The sequence below is a fragment of the Streptomyces sp. NPDC111656 genome (genome assembly GCF_055656965.1).
Map to the genome: position 1 here is coordinate 1 of NZ_JBVKCA010000005.1, position 20,967 is coordinate 20,967.

General features: G+C 69.8%; 20 protein-coding genes and 1 pseudogene. 9 read left to right on the forward strand and 12 right to left on the reverse strand.

The annotated features are described in order from the left end of the window. Window positions 1-694: 694 nt before the first annotated feature. Window positions 695-1,336, reverse strand: coding sequence for a DNA-3-methyladenine glycosylase (locus ACZ7M3_RS16235; RefSeq protein WP_095855432.1), 642 nt, complete (start codon window positions 1,334-1,336; stop codon window positions 695-697). A 237-nt stretch (window positions 1,337-1,573) separates the two neighbouring features. On the opposite strand from ACZ7M3_RS16235, the gene ACZ7M3_RS16240 reads away from it, so the two are divergent. The 3 genes from ACZ7M3_RS16240 (at window position 1,574) to ACZ7M3_RS16250 (ending at window position 3,597) form a co-directional block, all read left to right on the forward strand. Then, window positions 1,574-2,359, forward strand: coding sequence for a sporulation protein (locus tag ACZ7M3_RS16240; protein ID WP_472063911.1), 786 nt, complete (start codon window positions 1,574-1,576; stop codon window positions 2,357-2,359). A 39-nt stretch (window positions 2,360-2,398) separates the two neighbouring features. Further along, window positions 2,399-2,932, forward strand: coding sequence for a YbhB/YbcL family Raf kinase inhibitor-like protein (locus ACZ7M3_RS16245; RefSeq protein ID WP_095855431.1), 534 nt, complete (start codon window positions 2,399-2,401; stop codon window positions 2,930-2,932). Between the two features lie 158 nt (window positions 2,933-3,090). Continuing rightward, window positions 3,091-3,597, forward strand: a complete 507-nt coding sequence (locus ACZ7M3_RS16250; RefSeq protein WP_067364630.1) for an HNH endonuclease — start codon at window positions 3,091-3,093, stop codon at window positions 3,595-3,597. Between the two features lie 106 nt (window positions 3,598-3,703). On the opposite strand, the gene ACZ7M3_RS16255 is transcribed toward ACZ7M3_RS16250, so the two are convergent. The 3 genes from ACZ7M3_RS16255 to ACZ7M3_RS16265 form a co-directional block, all read right to left on the reverse strand. Beyond that, window positions 3,704-4,639 (reverse strand): SPFH domain-containing protein, encoded by a 936-nt coding sequence (locus ACZ7M3_RS16255; protein ID WP_054230569.1) that lies wholly within the window; start codon window positions 4,637-4,639, stop codon window positions 3,704-3,706. A 131-nt stretch (window positions 4,640-4,770) separates the two neighbouring features. Further along, window positions 4,771-5,205, reverse strand: a complete 435-nt coding sequence (locus ACZ7M3_RS16260; RefSeq protein WP_351316877.1) for an NfeD family protein — start codon at window positions 5,203-5,205, stop codon at window positions 4,771-4,773. A 73-nt stretch (window positions 5,206-5,278) separates the two neighbouring features. Continuing rightward, window positions 5,279-6,070 carry an ABC transporter ATP-binding protein gene (locus ACZ7M3_RS16265; protein ID WP_054230572.1) on the reverse strand — a complete coding sequence of 264 codons (792 nt, stop codon included), beginning with the start codon at window positions 6,068-6,070 and terminating at the stop codon, window positions 5,279-5,281. Window positions 6,071-6,191: 121 nt separating this feature from the next. Here ACZ7M3_RS16265 and ACZ7M3_RS16270 point away from each other — a divergent pair, with 121 nt between their 5' ends. Then, a complete protein-coding gene (locus ACZ7M3_RS16270) occupies window positions 6,192-6,980 on the forward strand; it encodes a hypothetical protein (protein WP_472063914.1) in 789 nt (262 codons plus the stop codon). 203 nt (window positions 6,981-7,183) lie between these two features. On the opposite strand, the gene ACZ7M3_RS16275 is transcribed toward ACZ7M3_RS16270, so the two are convergent. From ACZ7M3_RS16275 to ACZ7M3_RS16285, 3 genes are all read right to left on the reverse strand, one after another. Then, on the reverse strand, window positions 7,184-7,429 hold the full coding sequence (locus tag ACZ7M3_RS16275; RefSeq protein WP_054232214.1) for a chaplin: 246 nt from the start codon (window positions 7,427-7,429) through the stop codon (window positions 7,184-7,186). Window positions 7,430-7,588: 159 nt separating this feature from the next. After that, complete coding sequence (locus ACZ7M3_RS16280; RefSeq protein WP_054232215.1) at window positions 7,589-8,230, reverse strand: response regulator; 642 nt, start codon at window positions 8,228-8,230, stop codon at window positions 7,589-7,591. After that, complete coding sequence (locus tag ACZ7M3_RS16285; protein ID WP_472063916.1) at window positions 8,223-9,392, reverse strand: GAF domain-containing sensor histidine kinase; 1,170 nt, start codon at window positions 9,390-9,392, stop codon at window positions 8,223-8,225. Before ACZ7M3_RS16285 ends, ACZ7M3_RS16280 begins: the two co-directional genes overlap by 8 nt. A 188-nt stretch (window positions 9,393-9,580) precedes the next feature. Between ACZ7M3_RS16285 and ACZ7M3_RS16290 the strand changes: the two genes are divergently transcribed. The 3 genes and pseudogenes from ACZ7M3_RS16290 to ACZ7M3_RS16300 all read left to right on the forward strand — a co-directional run bounded on the left by ACZ7M3_RS16290 (window position 9,581) and on the right by ACZ7M3_RS16300 (window position 12,399). Then, on the forward strand, window positions 9,581-10,276 hold the full coding sequence (locus ACZ7M3_RS16290; protein ID WP_472063918.1) for an SDR family NAD(P)-dependent oxidoreductase: 696 nt from the start codon (window positions 9,581-9,583) through the stop codon (window positions 10,274-10,276). Further along, window positions 10,273-11,359 (forward strand): annotated as a pseudogene (locus ACZ7M3_RS16295) (S-adenosylmethionine:tRNA ribosyltransferase-isomerase). The gene ACZ7M3_RS16290 and the pseudogene ACZ7M3_RS16295 overlap by 4 nt, the downstream one beginning before the upstream one ends. A 299-nt stretch (window positions 11,360-11,658) precedes the next feature. Beyond that, a complete protein-coding gene (locus tag ACZ7M3_RS16300; RefSeq protein ID WP_472063920.1) occupies window positions 11,659-12,399 on the forward strand; it encodes a transglycosylase SLT domain-containing protein in 741 nt (246 codons plus the stop codon). 84 nt (window positions 12,400-12,483) lie between these two features. Here ACZ7M3_RS16300 and ACZ7M3_RS16305 read toward each other — a convergent pair whose 3' ends face one another. After that, window positions 12,484-14,988, reverse strand: a complete 2,505-nt coding sequence (locus ACZ7M3_RS16305; protein WP_472063922.1) for an ABC transporter ATP-binding protein/permease — start codon at window positions 14,986-14,988, stop codon at window positions 12,484-12,486. A 242-nt stretch (window positions 14,989-15,230) separates the two neighbouring features. Here ACZ7M3_RS16305 and ACZ7M3_RS16310 point away from each other — a divergent pair, with 242 nt between their 5' ends. Next, window positions 15,231-16,991, forward strand: a complete 1,761-nt coding sequence (locus ACZ7M3_RS16310; RefSeq protein WP_472063924.1) for a streptophobe family protein — start codon at window positions 15,231-15,233, stop codon at window positions 16,989-16,991. A gap of 111 nt (window positions 16,992-17,102) precedes the next feature. Then, window positions 17,103-18,314, forward strand: coding sequence for a phosphoserine phosphatase SerB (gene serB, locus ACZ7M3_RS16315; RefSeq protein ID WP_067364591.1), 1,212 nt, complete (start codon window positions 17,103-17,105; stop codon window positions 18,312-18,314). Window positions 18,315-18,487: 173 nt separating this feature from the next. Here the strand turns inward: serB and ACZ7M3_RS16320 are convergent, their stop codons facing one another. From ACZ7M3_RS16320 to ACZ7M3_RS16335, 4 genes are all read right to left on the reverse strand, one after another. Continuing rightward, the gene (locus ACZ7M3_RS16320) at window positions 18,488-19,006 is read right to left on the reverse strand and encodes a SixA phosphatase family protein (RefSeq protein ID WP_472063926.1); all 519 of its coding nucleotides are present in this window, start codon (window positions 19,004-19,006) and stop codon (window positions 18,488-18,490) included. Between the two features lie 65 nt (window positions 19,007-19,071). Further along, window positions 19,072-19,287, reverse strand: a complete 216-nt coding sequence (locus ACZ7M3_RS16325; protein WP_472063928.1) for a hypothetical protein — start codon at window positions 19,285-19,287, stop codon at window positions 19,072-19,074. A gap of 180 nt (window positions 19,288-19,467) precedes the next feature. Next, window positions 19,468-19,581: an SGM_5486 family transporter-associated protein gene (locus ACZ7M3_RS16330; RefSeq protein ID WP_099923418.1), complete on the reverse strand. Its 114-nt coding sequence runs from the start codon at window positions 19,579-19,581 to the stop codon at window positions 19,468-19,470. Window positions 19,582-19,627: 46 nt separating this feature from the next. Next, window positions 19,628-20,944 carry a CynX/NimT family MFS transporter gene (locus tag ACZ7M3_RS16335; protein WP_472063930.1) on the reverse strand — a complete coding sequence of 439 codons (1,317 nt, stop codon included), beginning with the start codon at window positions 20,942-20,944 and terminating at the stop codon, window positions 19,628-19,630. Window positions 20,945-20,967: the final 23 nt, after the last annotated feature.

Below are 20,967 nucleotides of genomic sequence, written 5' to 3' on the forward strand. Positions count from 1 at the left end.
CGTTCGTCCTGAGCCAGGATCAAACTCTCCGTGAATGTTTTCCCGTAATCGGGACGACACCACGAGAGCGGAACCAAGGAGAGGAATAATCCCCTCGGTTCACAGCGTCCTCGCTGTGCGCCTACCAGGCAGTGCCCGGCAGGACTTTTTCAAAGGAACCTCGCCCCAGCCGATCGGCCGGAGACGGGGTATCAACATATCTGGCGTTGATTTTTGGCACGCTGTTGAGTTCTCAAGGAACGGACGCTTCCTTTGTACTCACCCTCTCGGGCTTTCCTCCGGGCGCTTCCCTTCGGTCTTGCTGTCTTGCTTTGTTCTTGCGTTTCCGACTCTACCAGACCGTTTCCCGATCCGATTTCCTCGGTGCTTTCCAGGTTTCCGCTTTCGCGTTTCCCTTTCCGGCGGTTCCGACTCTATCAGACTCTTTCGTGTCCGATTCCCTGTCGGAGAGGGATTCTGTCTCCCGGCTTTGAATGCTTTCGCTTCGCGGCCTTTCGACATTCACTACGCTAGCCGATTCCCTCGGCAACTCATAATCGAGTTCCGCGGGCCGGAATTCAGGCATGCAGGCACGCCGAATTCTCCCCCGCTGAGGGGAAGTCGTAGGTAGTGGGTTGGCCACTTCCGGCTGCTGGCTGAACGCCGTACCCGGTTCAAGCGGCTCGGGCTACATTACGGAAGCGCCAGGGACGAGTCAAGTTGAGCGACGGCGTGGCGTATGGGCCCGATAAGGGCTCACGGTGGGGTCGTTGGCGACCCAGAAGCGCCAGGGGTGGACGCCTCCGTCGCCGGCCACTCCGGTACGCGGACCGTTGCGTACCTGGTCGGAGTGGACGGGGGTGCCCGTCAGGAGGGTCAGCGGGGAGCCCTCGGGGCCGCAGGCGTCGGCGCCGTCGAGGGCCCTGTCCACGCCGAGGGCCGTGGCCAGGCGTGCGGGCCCTTTGGCCAGTTCCTTGTCATTTCGGGCCGAGAGCCGACGTTTGCGAGCGAGTTCGGCGCCCTCGATGATCTCCCCGGCACGGAGGAGGACCCCGCTCGGGTTGCCCTCGGGACCACACACCAGGTTCATGCAGAACCACATGCCGTAGGTGAAGTAGACGTATACGTGCCCGGGCGGACCGAACATCACGTCGTTGCGGGCCGTGCGGCCGCGATAGGCGTGGGAGCCGGGGTCGTTCGGGCCGTCGTACGCCTCCACCTCCGTGAGACGGAGCTCGATCGGACCGTCCGGTGTCGTGCGCACGAGGATGCGCCCCAGCAGGTCGGGGGCGACCTCCAGCACGGGGCGGTCGAAGAAGTCCCGGGTGATGGGCGTACGGTCAGGGGCCGCGATCATGGCGTACGAGCGTAGTCCAGTGGCTCGGACGGATGCGGCCGGGTGAGGGACTGTGCCGTACGGGGCCCGCACGCGTGCGTGTCCGTACGGGCTCGTACGTGTCTACGGGTGGTCAGGGAGCGTCCTCCTTGTAAGGGTGAGGGCGTGGAACCGGCCGCGGTCGGATCGCGTTTGTAGGGATCAAGGATCCAGACGGATGTACGACGGAACACAGGCGCTGCCTGGGGAGGAAGAAACATGGGGTTCAAGCGGCTGCTTGCGAGCCTGGGAGCCGGTGGGGCTTCGGTCGAGACGGTGCTGACCGAGGTCAACGTCGTTCCGGGTGGTGTCGTGCAGGGTGAGGTGCGGATCCAGGGCGGGTCCGTGAACCAGGCCATCGAGGGGCTGTCGGTCGGGCTCCAGGCCAAGGTCGAGGTCGAGGGGCACGACGACCAGGAGTACAAGCAGGACATCGAGTTCACCAAGCTGCGGCTCGGTGGGGCCTTCGAGCTGCAGGCCGGTGCCGTGCACGCCGTTCCCTTCGGGCTCGAGATCCCGTGGGAGACGCCGATCACCACGATCGACGGGCAGGCGCTGCGGGGCATGCACATCGGTGTGACCACCGAGCTGGAGATCGCGCGTGCCGTGGACTCCGGTGACCTGGACCCGATCAACGTGCACCCGCTGCCGGCGCAGCAGGCGCTCCTGAACGCCTTCATCCAGCTGGGCTTCCGCTTCAAGAACGCGGACATGGAGCGCGGTCACATCCGGGGCACCCGGCAGAAGCTGCCGTTCTACCAGGAGATCGAGTTCTTCCCGCCGTCGCAGTACCGCGGGCTGAACCAGGTCGAGCTGAGCTTCGTCGCGGACGACCACGAGATGGACGTCATCCTGGAGATGGACAAGAAGCCGGGCCTCTTCAGTGAGGGCAGCGACTCGTACCGCTCCTTCCGGGTGGGGCTGCACGACTACCAGGGCACGGACTGGGCCGCGTACCTGAACCAGTGGCTGTCCGAGGTCGGCAGCAAGCGCAGCTGGTTCTAGGCTCGGGTCGAGAGATTCCACCGTTCAGGAGGTTCTGACGTGACCGAGCTCAAGAGGCCGCCGCTTCCCCATGACTTCCATCCGCCCGTTCCGGCCTTCACGGTCACCAGTGAGGACGTCGAGTCGGGCGGGGTACTGAAGGACGCTCAGGTCTACGCGGCCGGGAACACCTCGCCGCAGCTGAGCTGGGAGGGCTTCCCGCCGGAGACCAAGAGCTTCGCCGTGACCTGCTTCGATCCCGACGCCCCTACGGGGAGCGGGTTCTGGCACTGGGTGGTGTTCGACATTCCGGCTTCGGTGACGGAACTGCCGACGGGTGCGGGCAGCGGCAAGTTCGAGGGACTGCCGGAGGGTGCCGTTCAGGTGCGCAACGACTACGGGTCCAAGGACTTCGGTGGCGCCGCGCCGCCGGCCGGGGATCCTGCGCACCGGTATGTGTTCACCGTGTACGCCGTGGATCAGGAGAAGCTCGGTCCCGACGCGGAGGTGTCGCCGGCCGTCGTGGGATTCAATCTGCGGTTCCACACGCTGGCGCGCGCCCAGCTGATGGGAGAGTACGCGTCGCCCGCGTAAAGCGGTGAAGACTCACGTTCACTGAACGTTTGCCCGCCTCTGGTCTTGGAAGTGATCAGGGGCGGGCATTTTTATTGCGTTGTCCATCTCGGCGTGCCCGGCCAGAGTTGATCCAAGCCCGCCAGGGGGTGGGCCGGTGCGCACGGGAGGTGGGCTGGATGCGGGACACGCTGGTTCTGAACGCGAGCTTTGAGCCGCTGTCGACGGTGACGTTGAACCGAGCCGTCGTTCTGGTGCTGCAGGACAAGGCTGTCGTCGAGCAGGCCCACCCCGAACTCCGTATGCGCGGCGCCGCGCTGGACATACCCGTGCCCCGAGTCATAAGGCTCTGCAGGTATGTAAGGGTGCCTTTCCGAAGACAAGCGCCGTGGTCGAGGCGCGGTGTGCTGGTGCGCGACCGGCACAGGTGCGCGTACTGCGGGAGGCGGGCGACGACGGTCGACCACGTGGTGCCGCGTGCGCAGGGCGGTCAGGACTCCTGGCTGAACACGGTGGCGTCCTGCGCGGAGGACAATCACCGCAAGGCGGCGCGGACTCCGGAGCAGGCGGGTATGCCGCTGCTGCGGCAGCCGTTCGAGCCGACGCCGGCGGACGCGATGCTGCTGGCGCTGGGCCGTGACGACCTCGACGCCCTCCCGGAGTGGCTGGCCCAACCCGCGGCGTAGGCGCTCCGCTGGGAGAACCCGGAAACCCGCCGGTCGTTCGGCCGCGGGTCGTCCGTGGCCGGTCGCGCAGTTCCCCGCGCCCCTGACGGGGCGCGGGACAACAGCGTCAGTCGGTGACGGACGGCTTCTCGCGGCGCTCGGTGCCCGCGTTGCCCGAACCGCCGCCCATGGGGCCGAAGTTGCCCATGGCGCCGCTCAGGCCCTTGAGGGCGTCGCCGATCTCGCTGGGCACGATCCAGAGCTTGTTGGCGTCGCCCTCGGCGATCTTGGGGAGCATCTGGAGGTACTGGTAGGCAAGGAGCTTCTGGTCGGCGTCGCCGGCGTGGATGGACTCGAAGACCGTACGGATGGCCTGGGCCTCGCCCTCGGCGCGCAGGGCGGCGGCCTTGGCCTCACCTTCGGCGCGCAGGATCGCGGACTGCTTCTCACCTTCGGCGGTGAGGATCTGCGACTGACGGATGCCTTCGGCGGTGAGGATCGCGGCGCGCTTGTCACGGTCGGCACGCATCTGCTTCTCCATCGAGTCCTGGATGGAGGTGGGCGGTTCGATCGCCTTGAGCTCGACGCGGTTGACGCGGATGCCCCACTTGCCGGTGGCCTCGTCGAGGACGCCGCGCAGAGCCGCGTTGATCTCCTCGCGGGAGGTGAGGGTCCGCTCCAGGTCCATGCCACCGATGATGTTGCGCAGGGTGGTGACGGTCAGCTGCTCGATCGCCTGGATGTAGCTGGCGACTTCATAGGTGGCGGCGCGTGCGTCGGTGACCTGGTAGTAGATGACCGTGTCGATGTTGACCACCAGGTTGTCCTGGGTGATCACCGGCTGCGGCGGGAACGGCACGACCTGTTCACGCAGGTCGATGCGGTTGCGGATCGAGTCGATGAACGGGACCACGATGTTCAGGCCCGCGTTGAGGGTCCGTGTGTAGCGGCCGAAGCGCTCCACGATGGCCGCGCTGGCCTGTGGGATGACCTGGATGGTCTTGATCAGGGCGATGAATACCAACACCACCAGAATGATCAGGACGATGATGATTGGTGCCATCGATGCTCCCCGTACCCTTCTCCGCCTCGGTATGTCCGAAAGATCTTATGGTTGTTGAAGATCTTGCTCGACGAGTCTGACAGACCGTCGTCTGCCACGTGGGGCGTTCGGTTCACTTGCGTCGCACGAGGTCACATCACAATCGCCGTGGCTCCTTCGATGTCCACGACGTCCACCTCCTGGCCTACTTCGTAGGCCTGTCCGGCGTCGAGGGCGCGCGCCGACCAGATCTCTCCGCCGAGTTTGATCCGGCCGTCGCCCGAACCGTCCACCCGTTCCAGGACGATGGCCTGTTTCCCCTTCAACGCCTCGACGCCGGTGGCGAGTTGGGGCCGCTGGGTGCGGTGCCGGGCCGCGACGGGCCGTACGACGGCGATGAGGGCGAACGAGACGACGGCGAAGACGACTACCTGAAGGACGACATCGCCGCCGAGGCCCGCTGTCGCCGCCGCTGCGGCGGCGCCGAGGGCGAGCATGCCGAACTCCGGCATCGCGGTCACCACGAGCGGGATGCCCAGCGCGGCCGCGCCGACGAGCCACCACACCCATGCGTTGATGTCGTTCACATGGTCATGGTAGGTCCGCGGGCCTGGCGCGGACAGGGCGCAGATCGGTGGAGAAGGGGCTCGTACAGGGAGTTCAGGACATCGGCAGGCCCTGCGCGGTCCAACGCTCGCCGTTCTGCTCGACGATGAGCGGGAGTCCGAAGCAGAGGGAGAGGTTGCGCGAGGTGAGTTCGAGTTCGAGCGGGCCCGCGGCGAGCACCTTGCCCTGACGGATCATCAGGACGTGGGTGAAGCCGGGAGCGATCTCCTCGACGTGGTGCGTGACCATGATCATGGAGGGGGCGATCGGGTCGCGGGCGAGGCGGCCGAGGCGGCGGACGAGGTCCTCGCGGCCGCCGAGGTCGAGGCCCGCGGCGGGCTCGTCGAGCAGGAGCAGTTCGGGGTCGGTCATCAGGGCGCGGGCGATCAAGGTGCGCTTGCGCTCGCCCTCGGAGAGCGTGCCGAACCGGCGGTCCAGGTAGTCGCTCATGCCGAGGCGGTCGAGGAAGGCGCGGGCGCGCTGCTCGTCGATGTCCTCGTAGTCCTCGTGCCAGCCCGCGGTCATGCCGTACGCGGCCGTCAGCACGGTCTGCAGGACGGTCTGGCGCTTGGGGAGCTTCTCGGCCATGGCGATACCGGCCACGCCGATGCGCGGGCGCAGCTCGAATACGTCGACCTTGCCGAGGGTCTCGCCGAGGATGGTGGCGGTGCCCTGGCTGGGGAAGAGATAGCTGGAGGCGAGATTCAGGAGGGTCGTTTTTCCGGCGCCGTTCGGGCCGAGGATGACCCAGCGCTCCCCCTCCTTGACCGACCAGGAGACCTGGTCCACCAGAGCCCGGCCCTCTCGGACCACGGACACGTCCTCCAGCTCCAGTACATCGCTCATGAGCGCGTTGTCTCCCATTGCAGTCTCGGCCGTCGCTTACGTCTGTGGACGCAGCCCCCAGGGAAAACCTACGCCACCGGTCGGTCGCTCCCATCCATCGGTCGGTCCTTAGGGTGGAGGCATGCTCTCGGAACCACGCTCAGGACGCCTGGCCGCATGGGGAAATGCCCTTTTGGCCGGACTTGTTTCGCCGGATGACGCGGTGCTCGCCATCGTCGGTGAGGACGCGGTGCACCGGGTCGAGGGGCTGCCGGGTGAGTCCGGGCCCGTCGGGCTCACGCTCGCCCTCGGCCGGCTTCGCGCGCTCGGGGTGAAAGGACTGCGGGTCGCGCTGCCCGCGCCGGGGCACCCGCTCGGGCTGAGCGGGCCGCCGGACTTCAATGCGCGCGCCCTCGACGCGGAGGAGGCGGTGGTCTGCCACGGGGTGGCGCTCGGGCTCGTTCCCGAGGTGTACGAGGCCGGGCCCGAGGGTGATGTCCATGTCGAGGTGGTGTGGCACTGCCTCGCCGTGCGGGAGGCGCCGCCCGCGGATGTGCCCTCGCTCGGTGAGGCCGAGCGGGAGCTCGCGGAGGCGCTGCGTGAGGCGACGGAGGTGTTGTCGCGGCTCGATGTGGCGGGGTCGGGGCCGGTCGCCGAGGCGGCGGTCGACGCGTACCGGGCGCGGGCCGAGCGGGGGCGGGAGGTGTTGGCGCCCGGGTATCCGCCGCGTGCGGTGCGGGTGCTGGAGCTGGCCCAGCGGGTGGGGTTGCTGATCGCCGTCGCGTACGAGAACGGGCATGGCGGGGCGGTGAGTGCGTCGGAGATTTCGGCGCGGGCGGTGGCGTTGCGGCCGGTTGAGCGGACGGCTCGGCGGGCGCAGGTGGCGGCGTACAACGCGTTCGTGGAGGAGCGGGAGCGAGGGGTTCGCTGAGGTCTGTTTGCGCCCCCGCCGCCCCTACCCGTCCCATCCCCACCTGGGGGCTCCGCCCCCAGACCCCCCCGGTGGGTTCTTTGGGTGCGGGTGAGTGGGGGCTTGGCGCGCAGTTCCCCGCGCCCCTGCCCCCCGGAGGGGCACGGCAGTCGGCCTCCCAGGAGGTTCTGGGAGGCCGGTGGGGGGTGGTGGGGGCGTGGGTCTCAGTGGTTGAGGCCCAGGTTGCCGAAGGCCGGGTTCAGGACGCCGATGACGTTCACGCTGTTGCCGACCGCGTTCACGGGGATGTGGATCGGGGCCTGGATGACGTTGCCCGAGACGACGCCCGGGGAGCCCGCGGCGTTGCCGCCCGCCCACGAGCCGTCCGTCGCGGACGCCATACCGGCACCGGCGGCGACCAGCCCGCCGGCCACCATCGCGACAGCCGTGGCCTTCTTCAGGTTCTTCACTTCTGAGCCCTCCCTAGCGATCACCGCGGCAGTCGCCGCGGCACGCACTGGAGAACGGCCGAGATCCCCGGAGGATGCGCCATCCGGGTGACATACACACGACGGTATGAATCTCAGCCCGGAGCGGAACCCTCCGAGTTGTCGCCGTCGCGCGGGCGATCAGCCCGCGGCCCCATGGCGTACGGCCCAGAGCGCGGCCTGTGTGCGGTCGGCCAGGTCGAGCTTCATCAGGATGTTCGAGACATGCGTCTTGACGGTCTTCTCGGAGAGGACGAGCGCGCGTGCGATTTCCCGGTTGGAGCGGCCGTCCGCGATCAGGCCGAGCACTTCGCGCTCCCGTTCGGTGAGCGAGCCGCCTCTCCCCTGGCCCGAGTTGGCCTCCTCCTGGGACAGCAGGACGCCCGCCACCTCGGGCTGGAGCAGGATGTGCCCGGCGTGGACGGAGCGGATGGCTCCGGCGAGGGCGTCGGGGTCCACGTCCTTGTAGACATAACCGGCGGCGCCCGCGCGCAGGGCCGGGACGACCGTGCGCTGTTCGGTGAAGCTGGTGACGATCAGCACGCGCGCGGGGTTGGCGAGTTCACGGAGCTTGCGCAGCGCGTCGATGCCGTCCATGCCCGGCATCTTGACGTCCATGAGGACGACGTCGGGCTTCAGCTCCTCGGCGCGGGCGACCCCTTCGGCGCCGTCGGACGCCTCGCCCACGACCTCGATGTCGTCCTGCACTTCGAGAAAGGTGCGCAGGCCCCGGCGGACCACTTGGTGGTCGTCGACGAGCAGCACCTTGATTGCGTCAGCCACCAGGGACCTCCATCTCGATCGTGGTGCCCTTTCCGGGCGCCGATTCCACGCTGAGGGTGCCGCCGACCCCGCTCGACCGGTCGCGCATGGAGACCAGGCCCAGGTGGCGTCCCGCGGCGCGGATCGCCGTGGGCTCGAAGCCGCTGCCGTCGTCACTGACGCGCAGGACGGTGCCGGTGTCGCGCTTCTCCAGGGTGACATCGACACGGCCGGCTCCAGAATGCCGCAGCGCGTTGTGCAGGGCCTCCTGGGCGACGCGCAGCACGGCCTCCTCCTGGGCGGCGGGCAACGCCCGCACCCCATGGCCGTCGAAGGTCACGCGCGCGGAGTGGGCGCGGTCGAGGACCTGTATCTGGGTGCGCAGGGTGGCGACCAGGCCGTCCTCGTCGAGGGCGGCGGGGCGCAGCTCGATGACGGCGGCGCGCAGCTCTTCGGTGGCCTCCGCGGCGAGCATGGCCACCTGGTGCAGTTCGCCCTTGGCGCGTGCGGGGTCGCGGTCCACGAGGGCGGCGGCGGCCTGTGCGGTCAGGCGCAGGGAGAAGAGTTTCTGGCTGACGGCGTCGTGGAGCTCGTGGGCGAGCCGGGAGCGCTCCTCGGCGATGGTGAGCTCGCGGCTGCGCTCGTAGAGGCGGGCGTTGGTCAGGGCGATCGCCGCGTGCTGGGCGAGGATCGTGAGGAGTTCCTGGTCGTCCTCGGTGAAGCCGCAGCCGCCGTCCGGCGCGGAGCAGTCCTCCTGGTTCTCCTTCGTCCTGTTCTTGTTCGCCAGGAACAGGGCGCCGATGACCTCGTCGCCGTCGCGGATCGGCAGGCCCAGGAAGTCGGACATGTCGGGATGGGCGGCGGGCCAGCCCTCGAAGCGGGGGTCCTTGCGTACGTCGGCGAGGCGCTCGGGGCGGGCCTCGTGCAGCATCGCGGCGAGGATGCCGTGCTGGCGCGGAAGCGGGCCGATGGCCTTCCACTGGGCGTCGCTGACGCCGTCGACCACGAACTGGGCGAAGCCTCCGTGGTCGTCGGGCACACCGAGCGCCGCGTACCGCGCGTCGAGCAGCTCGCGGGCCGAGGCGACGATCGTCTTGAGGACGTCGCGCACCTCGAGGTGCCTGCTCATGGCCAGCAGCGCGGAGCTCACCGCGTACAGACCGGACCGGGGGCCTTGGCTCATGTCCCCAACGTACCGGCGGGGTGTGACAGTGCGTATCCGACCTGTGGTGGCGGCTGTCTAGGCCGGTGGGCCTAGGGCGAAGGGCCCCAGGTCATTGGGGCCCGCGCACGAGGCGGCGGGGGTGGCCCGGTTCCTACGTTGAAGGCACCCGCCCGGAGCGGCGGTGCTGGGACGAGGGGACGGACGTCATGCCGGTAGCGATCATCACGGGTGCTTCGAAGGGGCTGGGTCGGGCGCTGGCCGCCGCTCTGGCGGCGCGCGGCTGGGATCTGGTGCTCGACGCCAGGACCGCGGGAGTGCTGAAGGAGACGGCGGAGGCGCTGTCCGCGTACGGGACCCGGGTGGAGGCGCTGCCCGGGGATGTCGGGGACGCCGGGCACCGCGCCGGGCTGGTGGCGGCGGCCCGTCGGCTCGGCGGCGTGGACCTGCTGGTGAGCAACGCGAGCGCGCTGGGCGCCGAGCCGCTGGTGCGTCTGGAGGTTCTGGCCCTGGACGGGCTGCGCCACGCCCTGGAGGTCAACGTGGTCGCGACGCTGGGCCTGGTCCAGGAGGCGCTGCCACTGCTGCGGGCCGCACAGGCCGGGGCGGTCGTCGCCGTCAGCTCGGACGCGGCCGCGGAGGCGTACGAGACGTGGGGCGGGTACGGGGCCTCCAAGGCCGCCCTGGACCATCTGGCGGCCGTGCTCGGTGTGGAGGAGCCCGGGCTGCGGGTGTGGGCCGTGGACCCGGGGGACATGGGCACGGACCTGTACGCGGCGGCCGTACCGGACGACGACGACGCGCGGCCGACGCCGGACAGCGTGGTTCCGGCCTTTCTGCGGCTGCTGGACGAACGCCCCGCCAGTGGCCGCTACGGCGCTCCGGCGCTGCTGGAGGTGCGATGACGACGACCGTGCGGGTTCCGGAGGAGCGATCGGCGCGGGTGCCGGCCGAGCAGCGCGGGCCCGGGCGGGACCGGGACTCCGTGCGGCTGCTGGTGTCGTGCGGTACGGAGGTGTCGCATCACGCGTTCGTGGAGCTGCCGCGGCGGCTGCGGGCGGGGGATCTGCTGATCGTCAACACCTCCGCCACGCTGGCGGCCGCCGTGGACGGGCGGATCGGGCACGCGCGCGTGGTGGTGCATTTCTCCACGCGGGGCGATGACGGACGGTGGGCCGTCGAGCTGCGGGATCCCGACGGAAGGGGCACCACACGTGCGCGCGCGGGCGGACCCGCGGGTACGGAGGTACGCCTTGCCGGGGACGTGCGCCTCGTACTGGAGGAGCCGCTGACGTCGTACGGCTCACGGTTGTGGTGGGGGCGGGTGTCGGAGCCGGACGTGCTCGGGCTGCTGCGGCGCCACGGGCGCCCCATTCGCTACTCCTATACACAGAGGGACCAGCCGCTGTCCGCCTACCAGACGGTGTTCGCGCTGCCGTCGGCCGACGGCGGCGGCAGCGCGGAGATGCCGAGCGCCGCGCGGCCGTTCACCGCGCGCCTGGTGGCGGAGCTGGTGAGCCGGGGCGTGCAGTTCGCGCCGATCACGCTGCACACCGGTGTCGCGTCGGCGGAGGCCCATGAGCCGCCGTATCCGGAGCGGTACGAGGTGCCGGAGGCGTCGGCCCGGCTGATCAACGCCGCGAGAGCGGGAGAGGGGCGGATCCTCGCGGTCGGTACGACGGCCGTACGCGCCGTGGAGTCGGCCGTCGACGCCGGCGGGGTGGTCCGGGCCCGGAACGGCTGGACGGACCTCGTGGTGACCCCGGAGCGGGGTGTGCGGGTGGTGGACGGGCTGCTGACCGGGCTGCACGAGCCGGAGGCCTCGCATCTGCTGATGCTGGAGGCGATCGCCGGACGGGCGGCGATCGAGCGCAGCTACGGCGAGGCGTTGAGCGGGCTCTACCTCTGGCACGAGTTCGGGGACGTGCACCTCATCCTGCCGGAGGAAGGGCCCTCACACTGAGCGTTGCTCCAGCAACTACCTGTGAGAATTCCATGGGGCCAATGTGAGCCCGCACATAGGGCGCACATCACGTACGAAGGTGCATAGGAGATAAAGGCGGGCATAGTGAGCGGGGCAGACGTGACAGTCTGCCCCGATTTGCCCTTACTGGCCCTACTACCTTCCGTCGTACGTCACACCTTTGCCACGGTATTTTGCGGCCGCTAAGAATGGCACCCGTCGCTCAGCACCGAGGGATTCACCCCACGGCGCCAGATCCGGAAACACTCTGTCCCCCACCGGACCGGGAGCGACCTCCGCGCTATTCGAAGAGGTCCATCAGCCATGACCAAGAACACCCGCACTCCTGGCCATAGTCCGAAGCTGACGAAGCTCCACAAGCTCTCGGTCGCCGGTGTCGCCACCCTCGGTGCCGCGACCCTCGCGTTCTCGCTGGCGCCGAACCACACGCAGACCACCACGAGCGACGCCGCCGTCGCCGCGGCCCCGGTCGCCTTCAGCCAGCAGCCGATCAAGAACGTGCAGGCCCGCCTCACCGACCAGCAGGCCGGTGCGAGCCTGAAGACCCAGGCCATCGAGGCGAAGAAGAAGACGGCCGACGACGCCGCCAAGAAGGCCGCCGAGAACGTCCGCACGGTGCAGGCCGCGAGCCGCTCCGTGCAGCGCCCCGCGATCGAGACGGTCGCCATGAAGACGTACGCCACGAAGACGTACACCACGAAGACGGCGGCCACGAAGAAGTACGCCAACAACCTCGACGGCTGGATCCGCCAGTCGCTCGACATCATGAAGCGCAGGGGCATCCCGGGTTCGTACAACGGGCTGCACCGCAACATCATGCGTGAGTCCTCGGGCAACCCGATGGCCATCAACGGCTGGGACATCAACGCCATCAACGGGATCCCGTCGAAGGGCCTGCTGCAGGTCATCCCGCCGACGTTCAAGGCGTACCACGTGCCCGGCACCTCGTGGAACATCTACGACCCGGTCGCCAACATCACGGCCGCCGCCAACTACGCGGCCGACAAGTACGGCTCGATGGACAACGTCAACAGCGCTTACTGAGGCCTGCGCGGACCTCTGACGCGTACGCCGAAGGGCGGCACCCCGGTGTTGGGGTGCCGCCCTTCGGCGTACGTGCGCGCGGGACTACTTGCGCATGACCTCGGGCTCGTGGCGGCGCAGGAAGCGGGCCACGAAGAAGCCGCAGACGGCGGCTAGGACGAGCAGCGCGACGATGTCCATGCCGTAGGCGGACGCCGTGTGGTTCCACAGCGGGTCCGTGCTGGACGGGTCGTCCGTGTTCGGACTGATGTTGTTGAAGTCCAGCGTGGCGCCGGCGGCGGCGACCGCCCAGCGCGAGGGCATCAGGTACGAGAACTCGTTGACGCCGATCTTGCCGTTCAGGATGAACAGGCAGCCGGTGAACACGACCTGGATGATCGCGAACATGACCAGCAGCGGCATGGTCTTCTCGGCCGTCTTCACCAGCGAGGAGATGACCAGGCCGAACATCATCGAGGCGAAGCCCAGCGCCATGATCGGGATGGAGAGTTCCAGCAGCACCGAATGGCCGAAGACCACGCCCTCGGTGGGCTTGGTGCGGCTGGTGAAACCGATCGCGCCGACCATGGCGCCCTGCAGCACGGTGATCACGCCGAGCACGACCACCTTGGACATCAGGTACGCCGAGCGGGACAGGCCGGTGGCGCGCTCCCGCTCGTAGATCACCCGTTCCTTGATCAGCTCACGGACGGAGTTCGCCGCGCCCGCGAAACAGGCGCCGACCGCGAGGATCAGCAGCACCGTGGTGGCCGTGCCGTTCGGCACGTGCGCGCCCGTCTTCGGGTTCACCTGCGGGTTCACCAGCAGGGTCTTGTTCGGGTCGATGAGCAGGCTCACCGCGCCGAGCACGGCCGGCAGGATCACCGTCAGCGCCAGGAAGCCCTTGTCGGACACGATCACCGACACATAACGCCGTACCAGCGTGCTGAGCTGGGAGAACCAGCCCTGCGGCTTCGGCGGCTTCATCGCCTGCGGCGGCGTCACGTTGGCCGACTGCGGAGCGACGGCGTCGATGTCCGCGGCATACATCTGGTAGTGCTGCGACCCCTTCCAGCGGCCCGCCCAGTCGTAGTCGCGGTAGTTCTCGAAGGCGGAGAAGACGTCGGCCCAGGTCTCGTACCCGAAGAAGTTGAGGGCCTCCTCCGGCGGACCGAAGTACGCGACCGAACCGCCCGGTGCCATCACCAGCAGCTTGTCGCAGATCGCCAGCTCGGCCACGGAGTGCGTGACGACCAGGACCGTACGGCCGTCGTCGGCGAGGCCGCGCAGCAGCTGCATGACATCGCGGTCCATGCCCGGGTCGAGACCGGAGGTCGGCTCGTCCAGGAAGATCAGCGACGGCTTGGTCAGCAGCTCCAGGGCCACCGAGACGCGCTTGCGCTGGCCGCCGGAGAGGGAGGTGACCTTCTTCTCCTTGTGGATGTCCAGCTTCAGCTCGCGCAGCACCTCGTCTATGCGGGCCTCACGCTCGGCCGTCGTGGTGTCGGCGGGGAAGCGCAGCTTGGCCGCGTACTTGAGGGCCTTCTTGACGGTGAGTTCCTTGTGCAGGATGTCGTCCTGCGGGACCAGACCGATGCGCTGGCGCAGCTCGGCGAACTGCTTGTACAGGTTCCGGTTGTCGTAGAGGACGTCACCCTGGTTGGCGGGGCGGTAGCCCGTGAGCGCCTTCAGGAGCGTCGACTTGCCGGAGCCCGAGGGGCCGATGACCGCGATGAGCGACTTCTCGGGTACGCCGAAGGAGACGTCCTTGAGGATCTGCTTGCCGCCGTCGACGGTCACCGTCAGATGGCGGGCCGAGAAGGAGACCTCACCGGTGTCGACGAACTCCTCGAGCCGGTCGCCGACCAGGCGGAACGTCGAGTGGCCGACGCCGACGATGTCGTTCGGGCCGAGCAGCGCCGAGCCGCCCTTGGCGATCGGCTGACCGTTGACGTAGGTGCCGTTGTGCGAGCCGAGGTCGCTGATCTCGAAGCGTCCGCCGGGCGTCGCGTGGAACTCGGCGTGGTGGCGCGAGACCTGGAGGTCGGAGACGACCAGCTCGTTCTCCAGCGCACGACCGATGCGCATCACCCGGCCGAGGTCGAGCTGGTGGAAGGTGGTCGGGCTGCGGTCGCCGTAGACCGGCGGCGCCCCCGCGCCACCACCGGGTCCCTGCTGCTGCGGCACTCGCGCTGCGGGCTGCTGCGGCTGCTGGTGACTCTGCTCCGGCGTCTGCTGCGGCGGTGCCTGCTGGGCCCAGCCGGGGCTCGCGCCCTGCGCGGCGTAGGGCTGCTGCTGAGGCTGCGCGACGGCGGCAGCGGCGCCGGAGAGGTTCAGACGCGGGCCGTCGGTCGCGTTGCCGAGGTGCACGGCCGAACCGGGGCCGATCTCCATCCGATGGATCCGCTGCCCCTGCACAAAGGTGCCGTTGGTGCTGCCGTGGTCCTCGATGACCCAACTCCGGCCGTCCCAGCTCATCGTGGCGTGACGCCAGGAGACCCTGGCGTCGTCGAGCACGACGTCCCCCTGCGGATCACGTCCGAGGGTGTATGGCCTGGACGCATCGAGCGTCCAGGTCCGTCCATTCAATTCCAGTACGAGTTCCGGCACTCCATGCCCCACTGAGTTGTCCCCCGAAGTTCCCCCATCACAGGGAGTCTAGGGATGTCGAACATCGGGGGGAACTATTTCAGGAGCAGCCCCCTGACCGAAAGTCGGGCCATGTGAAGAGCGCGCACGGGCGGGTTGCCCGTTTCCGTTGACGGGGTTGAAACCGGCCCGGAGAGTGGTAATCCCACGCGAGGGGGACATCCGCGGTGATGACACCGCGGCGCGGATCGGGGGGTCTGACGATGAGCATCGACACCGCGGGACACGGCAGGCGACTGCCTTGGGGGGATGTGCTGTTGTCCGCGATCGCCTCGGTGAGCTGGGCGTTGATCGCGATGGCGGGAACGGCCGCGCTCGGTCTGCATCTCGTCGGCGCGGACGCGGCGGGCTCGCTCGGGCCGATGACCGCGGCGGTGGTGGCTCTCGGGGCCAATGGTGCGGTCAAACCGTCCGGCGATGTGTCGGCCTTCGGTCTGAAGGGGGCGGAGGCGCACACGGCCATACAGATCACGCCACTGGGTGTGGGACTCGTGGGCGCGCTCCTGCTCTCCTTCTTCTTCCTGCGCTCCCTGCGCGGGGCGGGAGTTGTGATCGCGCCGTCCGAACTCCTCGCGCGTGCGGGCTCGGTGGTCGTGCTGTTCGTGGCGATGCTGGGCGGGCTCGCCTGGGCCGGGCACGACATCATCACGATCGACGGGAGCAAGCTCGGCCTCGACCGGGTGACGGGCGGCGGCGGCCTCGGGAACATCACCGACAAGCTCCCCGGCGGTCTCGGGGACCTCGGCGGACTGCTGCCCGGCAAGATCGGCGACCTGGTGCAGGCGCAGGCGGCCGTGGGCTTCACCGTCGACACGGTGCCCACGCTGCTCGGCGGCGCGGCCTGGGCGGCCGGAATCCTGGTGATCGCCCTGCTCGCCTCCCGGCGCACCCCGCTGCCGCGCGGCTGGGAGGGCGTGCACCGGATGGTGCGCCCGGCCGCGTCCGCGCTGGTCACGGTGGTCCTGGTGGCGGTCCTCGCGGGTCTCGCGGCGGCGGCGTACGCGGCGATCGACGATCCCCATCCCAAGCTGATCGCGGGCGCCGCGCTGCTGGGCGCGCCCAACGGGGTGTGGCTGGGCATCCCGATCGGCCTCTTCGTGCCCTGGGACGGCAAGGCCACCGGCGAACTCGCCAAGCTGCTCCCCCACCCGCTGGACCGGTTGCTGAGCGTCGACTCCGATCAGCCCGTCACCCTGGGCCGACTCGCCGAACTCGACGGACGGGTGTGGCTGTTGGGGGTCGCGACCGCGGTGATGATGCTGTTCGCGGGCGTTCTCGCCGCCTCGCGTACGCCGTTTGTACGAGGCAAGGGTGCGGCTTCGGTGGGAACACCGGCTGCTCCCGTTGTACGAGAAGGGGGTGCCCTCGGTTTCGCCGGGCGCTGCGCTCTTCGGCTCGGCCTCGTGACGGCGCTGGCGCTGCCGCTGCTGGTGTGGCTGACGGACGTGTCCGTGGACGCCTCGCTGTCGGTGTTCGGCATCGACGCGTTCGGTGCCGGAATCCGGTTGCACGGGCATCTGGGCATGGCGCTGCTGCTCGGCGCCGTCTGGGGTGCGGGCGCGGGGGCGGCGGGGGCGCTGCTGGCGTACGCGAGCGGGGCCGCGGGACGGCGGGCGGCGCCGCTGGCACTGGGTGACGCGGGTCCCCCGGCGCCCGCGCCCGCCCCTGACCTCCCCCGGGAGCCCGGACCGTACGCCCCGGGCGCCCCGTACCGACCGGCGAACCCCGACACCAATCCCTATCTGCGGCTGCCCGACGAGCTGCGGGAACCCGCCGACGGTCGGCCGCCCGAGCGGCCGCGCTCGCCCGACGACGTGTACGGCGCGCCGACGGTCGTCCGGCCGATGGCGCCGCCACCTGGGCCGCAGAACCGGCGGCCACGGGGGCGCGATGTGCCGCCTCCGCCGCAGCCGCCGCCCGGCCAGGGACCTTCCGCGCCCCCGGGGCCTGGGCGGCAGAACTGATCGTCGTTGCCGGGCAACGCGCTCGACACCGCTCCGACACCCAGTGTTCCCCGTCCGCTGGACGGACCTCGGGGGCGGGAGGCACGGGGTGCCGGATACGGTGGAGTCACCATGAGCGCTTCGCAGACCCCCGAGGTCCCCACTCTCCTCGTCAAGATCTTCGGCAAGGACCGGCCGGGTATCACGGCCGGACTCTTCGACACCCTCGCCGCCTTCTCCGTCGAGGTGGTCGACATCGAGCAGGTCGTCACCCGCGGCCGGATCGTGCTCTGCGCGCTCGTGACCGAGCCGCCGGCCGGCCTGGAGGGCGATCTGCGGGCCACCGTCCACAGCTGGGCGGAGTCGATGAAGATGCAGGCGGAGATCATCTCCGGCCTCGGCGACAACCGGCCTCGCGGCCTCGGGCGGTCCCTCGTCACCGTGCTCGGGCATCCGCTCACGGCGGAGTCGACGGCCGCGATCGCCGCCCGGATCACCAAGACCGGCGGCAACATCGACCGTATCTTCCGGCTCGCCAAGTACCCGGTGACGGCGGTCGAGTTCGCCGTGTCCGGTACGGGAACCGAGGCGCTGCGCACCGCGCTGGTGACCGAGGCCGCGGCGCTCGGCGTGGACATCGCGGTGGTGGCGGCGGGGCTGCACCGCAGGGCGCAGCGCCTGGTCGTCATGGATGTGGACTCGACGCTGATCCAGGACGAGGTGATCGAGCTCTTCGCCGCGCATGCCGGGTGCGAGGAGCAGGTCGCCGAGGTGACGGCGGCCGCGATGCGCGGGGAGCTGGACTTCGAGCAGTCGCTGCACGCGCGTGTGGCGCTGCTCAAGGGGCTGGACGCCTCGGTGGTGACCAAGGTGCGCGAGGAGGTGCGGCTGACGCCGGGCGCGCGCACGCTGATCCGTACGCTGAAGCGGCTCGGTTTCCAAGTCGGTGTCGTCTCGGGCGGATTCACGCAGGTCACGGACGATCTGAAGGAGCGGCTCGGGCTGGACTTCGCGCAGGCCAACACGCTGGAGATCGTCGACGGGAAGCTGACGGGCAGGGTCACCGGGGAGATCGTGGACCGCGCGGGCAAGGCACGGCTGCTGCGCCGGTTCGCCGCCGAGGCGGGGGTGCCGCTCGCCCAGACCGTGGCGATCGGCGACGGGGCCAATGACCTCGACATGCTCAACGCGGCCGGTCTCGGCGTCGCCTTCAACGCCAAGCCCGTCGTCCGCCAGGCCGCGCACACCGCGGTGAACTTCCCCTTCCTGGACACCGTGCTGTATCTGCTGGGTGTCACCCGCGAAGAGGTCGAGGCGGCGGACATGCACCTCGGCGACCACTAGGTCCTGTCCGGCGGATCAGGTCGCAGGAAATGGGCGGTGCCTCATCGACGCCGGTGGGCGTGCCGAGCGCCGCGTCTGCGGCATGATCCGCCGGACAGGCCCTGAGGCCCGGACATACGTCGACGGGGGCCCGGCACCGTACTGGTGCCGGGCCCCCGTCCCTGTCGGGTGGGTTATTCGGTCGGCGCCCAGTAGTCGGTCAGCGTGCACACTCCGGGTTCCAGGGATTTCCAGGAGCCCTCGACGGAGAGCACGGCGAAGGCGCCCGTGTGGAAGCCGTGGGCGGCCATCCGGTCGCGGGTGTCGCCCTCGGCCTGTCCGGCCAGCACCTCGGTGAGTCCCTGGATGCCGGGGTTGTGGCCGATCAGGACCACGTTGTGCGCGTCGTCCGGGGTCTCGTTGAGTACGGCGATCAGCTCGCCGGGCGAGGCCTCGTAGAGCCGCTCCTCATAGACGGTTTTCGGCCGGTGCGGGAGCTCGTGGACGGCGAGCTTCCAGGTCTCCCGGGTGCGGGTCGCCGTGGAGCAGAGGGCCATATCGAAAGGGATCCCGGTGTCGGCCAGCTTGCGTCCGGCGACGGCGGCGTCCTGACGGCCCCGGTCAGCGAGCGGCCGCTCGTGGTCGGACACCTGTGGCCAGTCGGCTTTCGCATGCCGGAAGAGGACAATCCTGCGGGGTTCTGCGACGCTCATGAGTCCCAGCTTCGCATGAAACACGCCATGCGGCGCTGAGAGTTGACCTGCTCTCCCGGGCGTGCTCAGGGGGCCTGGTGCAGCACCGTCTGCTGGACGCGCTCGAAGAGGTGGGTGATCGCGGGGTCTCCGCCCGCGGCGTGCGCGTCCGCCGGGTTCAGTATCAGCAGGAGCAGGGCGATGAAGGCGAGGGCGGGCAGAGCGAGGGCCCACCAGGGCAGCCGGATGTCCACGCCGCCCGGGGTCGCCGGGTGGGGCCGGGTGTGCGTACGGGCCGACATGCCGCCTCCGTGGGGCCTCGAGTGCTCCGTGGTCCGCGTCCTCACGGCCACAACTCGAAGTTACGGATTCCTGGGCCGTCAACCCATCCGGTGATCCACCCACTTGACCCTGACACTCACCCCCTAGGGGACAGGGGGGCTAGCCCCACCATCGGTGTCCCCGGGGGCGGGCGGTGGTGGTCAGGGTGAGGCGATCGACGCGATGATGGCGATGATCACGGTGATGGCCAGCATCGCGCCGAGCACGAGCAGCAGCTTCTTCTGGCCGTTCTGGGGGTTCGGGTCGAGCGCCATACGGCCAGTCTCGCACCCTTCGTCCCTACCTTCGCCGTCGGGGGGCTCAGGGGCGGGGGCCGCGCGCGGCCTCCTCCTCCACCGTACGGTCACGGCCGGCCAGGACGCCCACCGCGATCTGCGGGATCATCAGGGCGGCCATGAGCGCTATCGGCAGCCCCCAGCCGCCGCTGTGCTGGTAGAGCACGCCTACGAGGAGAGGTCCCGGGATCGAGATCAGATACCCGGTGCTCTGCGCGAACGCCGACAGCTGGGCGACGCCCGCGCCGGTCCTGGCCCGCATGCCGACCATGGTGAGGGCCAGCGGGAAGGCGCAGTTGGAGACGCCGAGCAGGAGGGCCCAGACCCAGGCTCCGCCCGCCGGGGCGAGGTAGAGGCCCGCGTATCCCGCGAGGCCGCAGACACCGAGCGCGACCACGATCGGCCCCTGGTGGGGCATGCGGGTGGCGAGGCGCGGGATGACGAAGGCCAGGGGCACGCCCATCACCATCGTGACGGCGAGGAGCAGGCCCGCGGTGCCCGCGGAGACGCCCGCGTCGCGGAAGATCTGCGCCATCCAGCCCATCGTGATGTACGCGGCGGTGGCCTGGAGTCCGAAGAAGACGGCGAGCGCCCAGGCGGTCCGGCTGCGGGTGATGCGCAGTCCGCCGGTCTCCCGCGGGGCGGGGTGTGCCGCCCGTGTCCGCTCGGCGTCGCGGGGATCGGCGCCCCGTGCGCGTACCAGCCCGATCCACGGCAGTACGGCGGCCGCCGCCAGGCCCGCCCACACCGCGAGGCCCGACTGCCACCCGCCGCCCAGGGCGTCGGTCACGGGCACGGTCACGGCCGCCGCGGCCGAGGTGCCCAGGGCGAGCGCCATCGAGTAGAGGCCGGTCATGGAGCCGACCCGGTCCGGGAACCAGCGTTTGACGATCACCGGCATCAGGACGTTGCTGACGGCGATGCCCATCAGTGCCAGGGCGCTGGCGGCCAGGAAGCCGACCGCGCTGCCGGTGTAGGGCCGGATCGCGAGCCCCGCCGTGATGGCGACCATGCCGGCGCAGACGACCGCGCCGGGTCCGAAGCGGCGGGCGAGGCGCGGCGCCATGACGCCGAAGACGGCGAAGCAGAGCGGGGGTACGGAGGTGAGCAGTCCGGCGACGCTGCCGCTCATGCCGAGCCCGTCGCGCACGTCCTCCAGGAGCGCTCCGAAGCTGGTGATGGCGGGGCGCAGGTTGAGGGCCGTGAGGACGATGCCGACCGTCACGAGCCGCGTCGCCCACGCGCGCGTGGGGTGCGGTCGGGGCTCCGTGCTCTCGGCGGAACTGCGTATGGGTGTGGACGTCGTCGTCCCGGTCTCCTCGCTCACCATGAGGTCCATCATAGAATCATGGGATGATTGGCTGT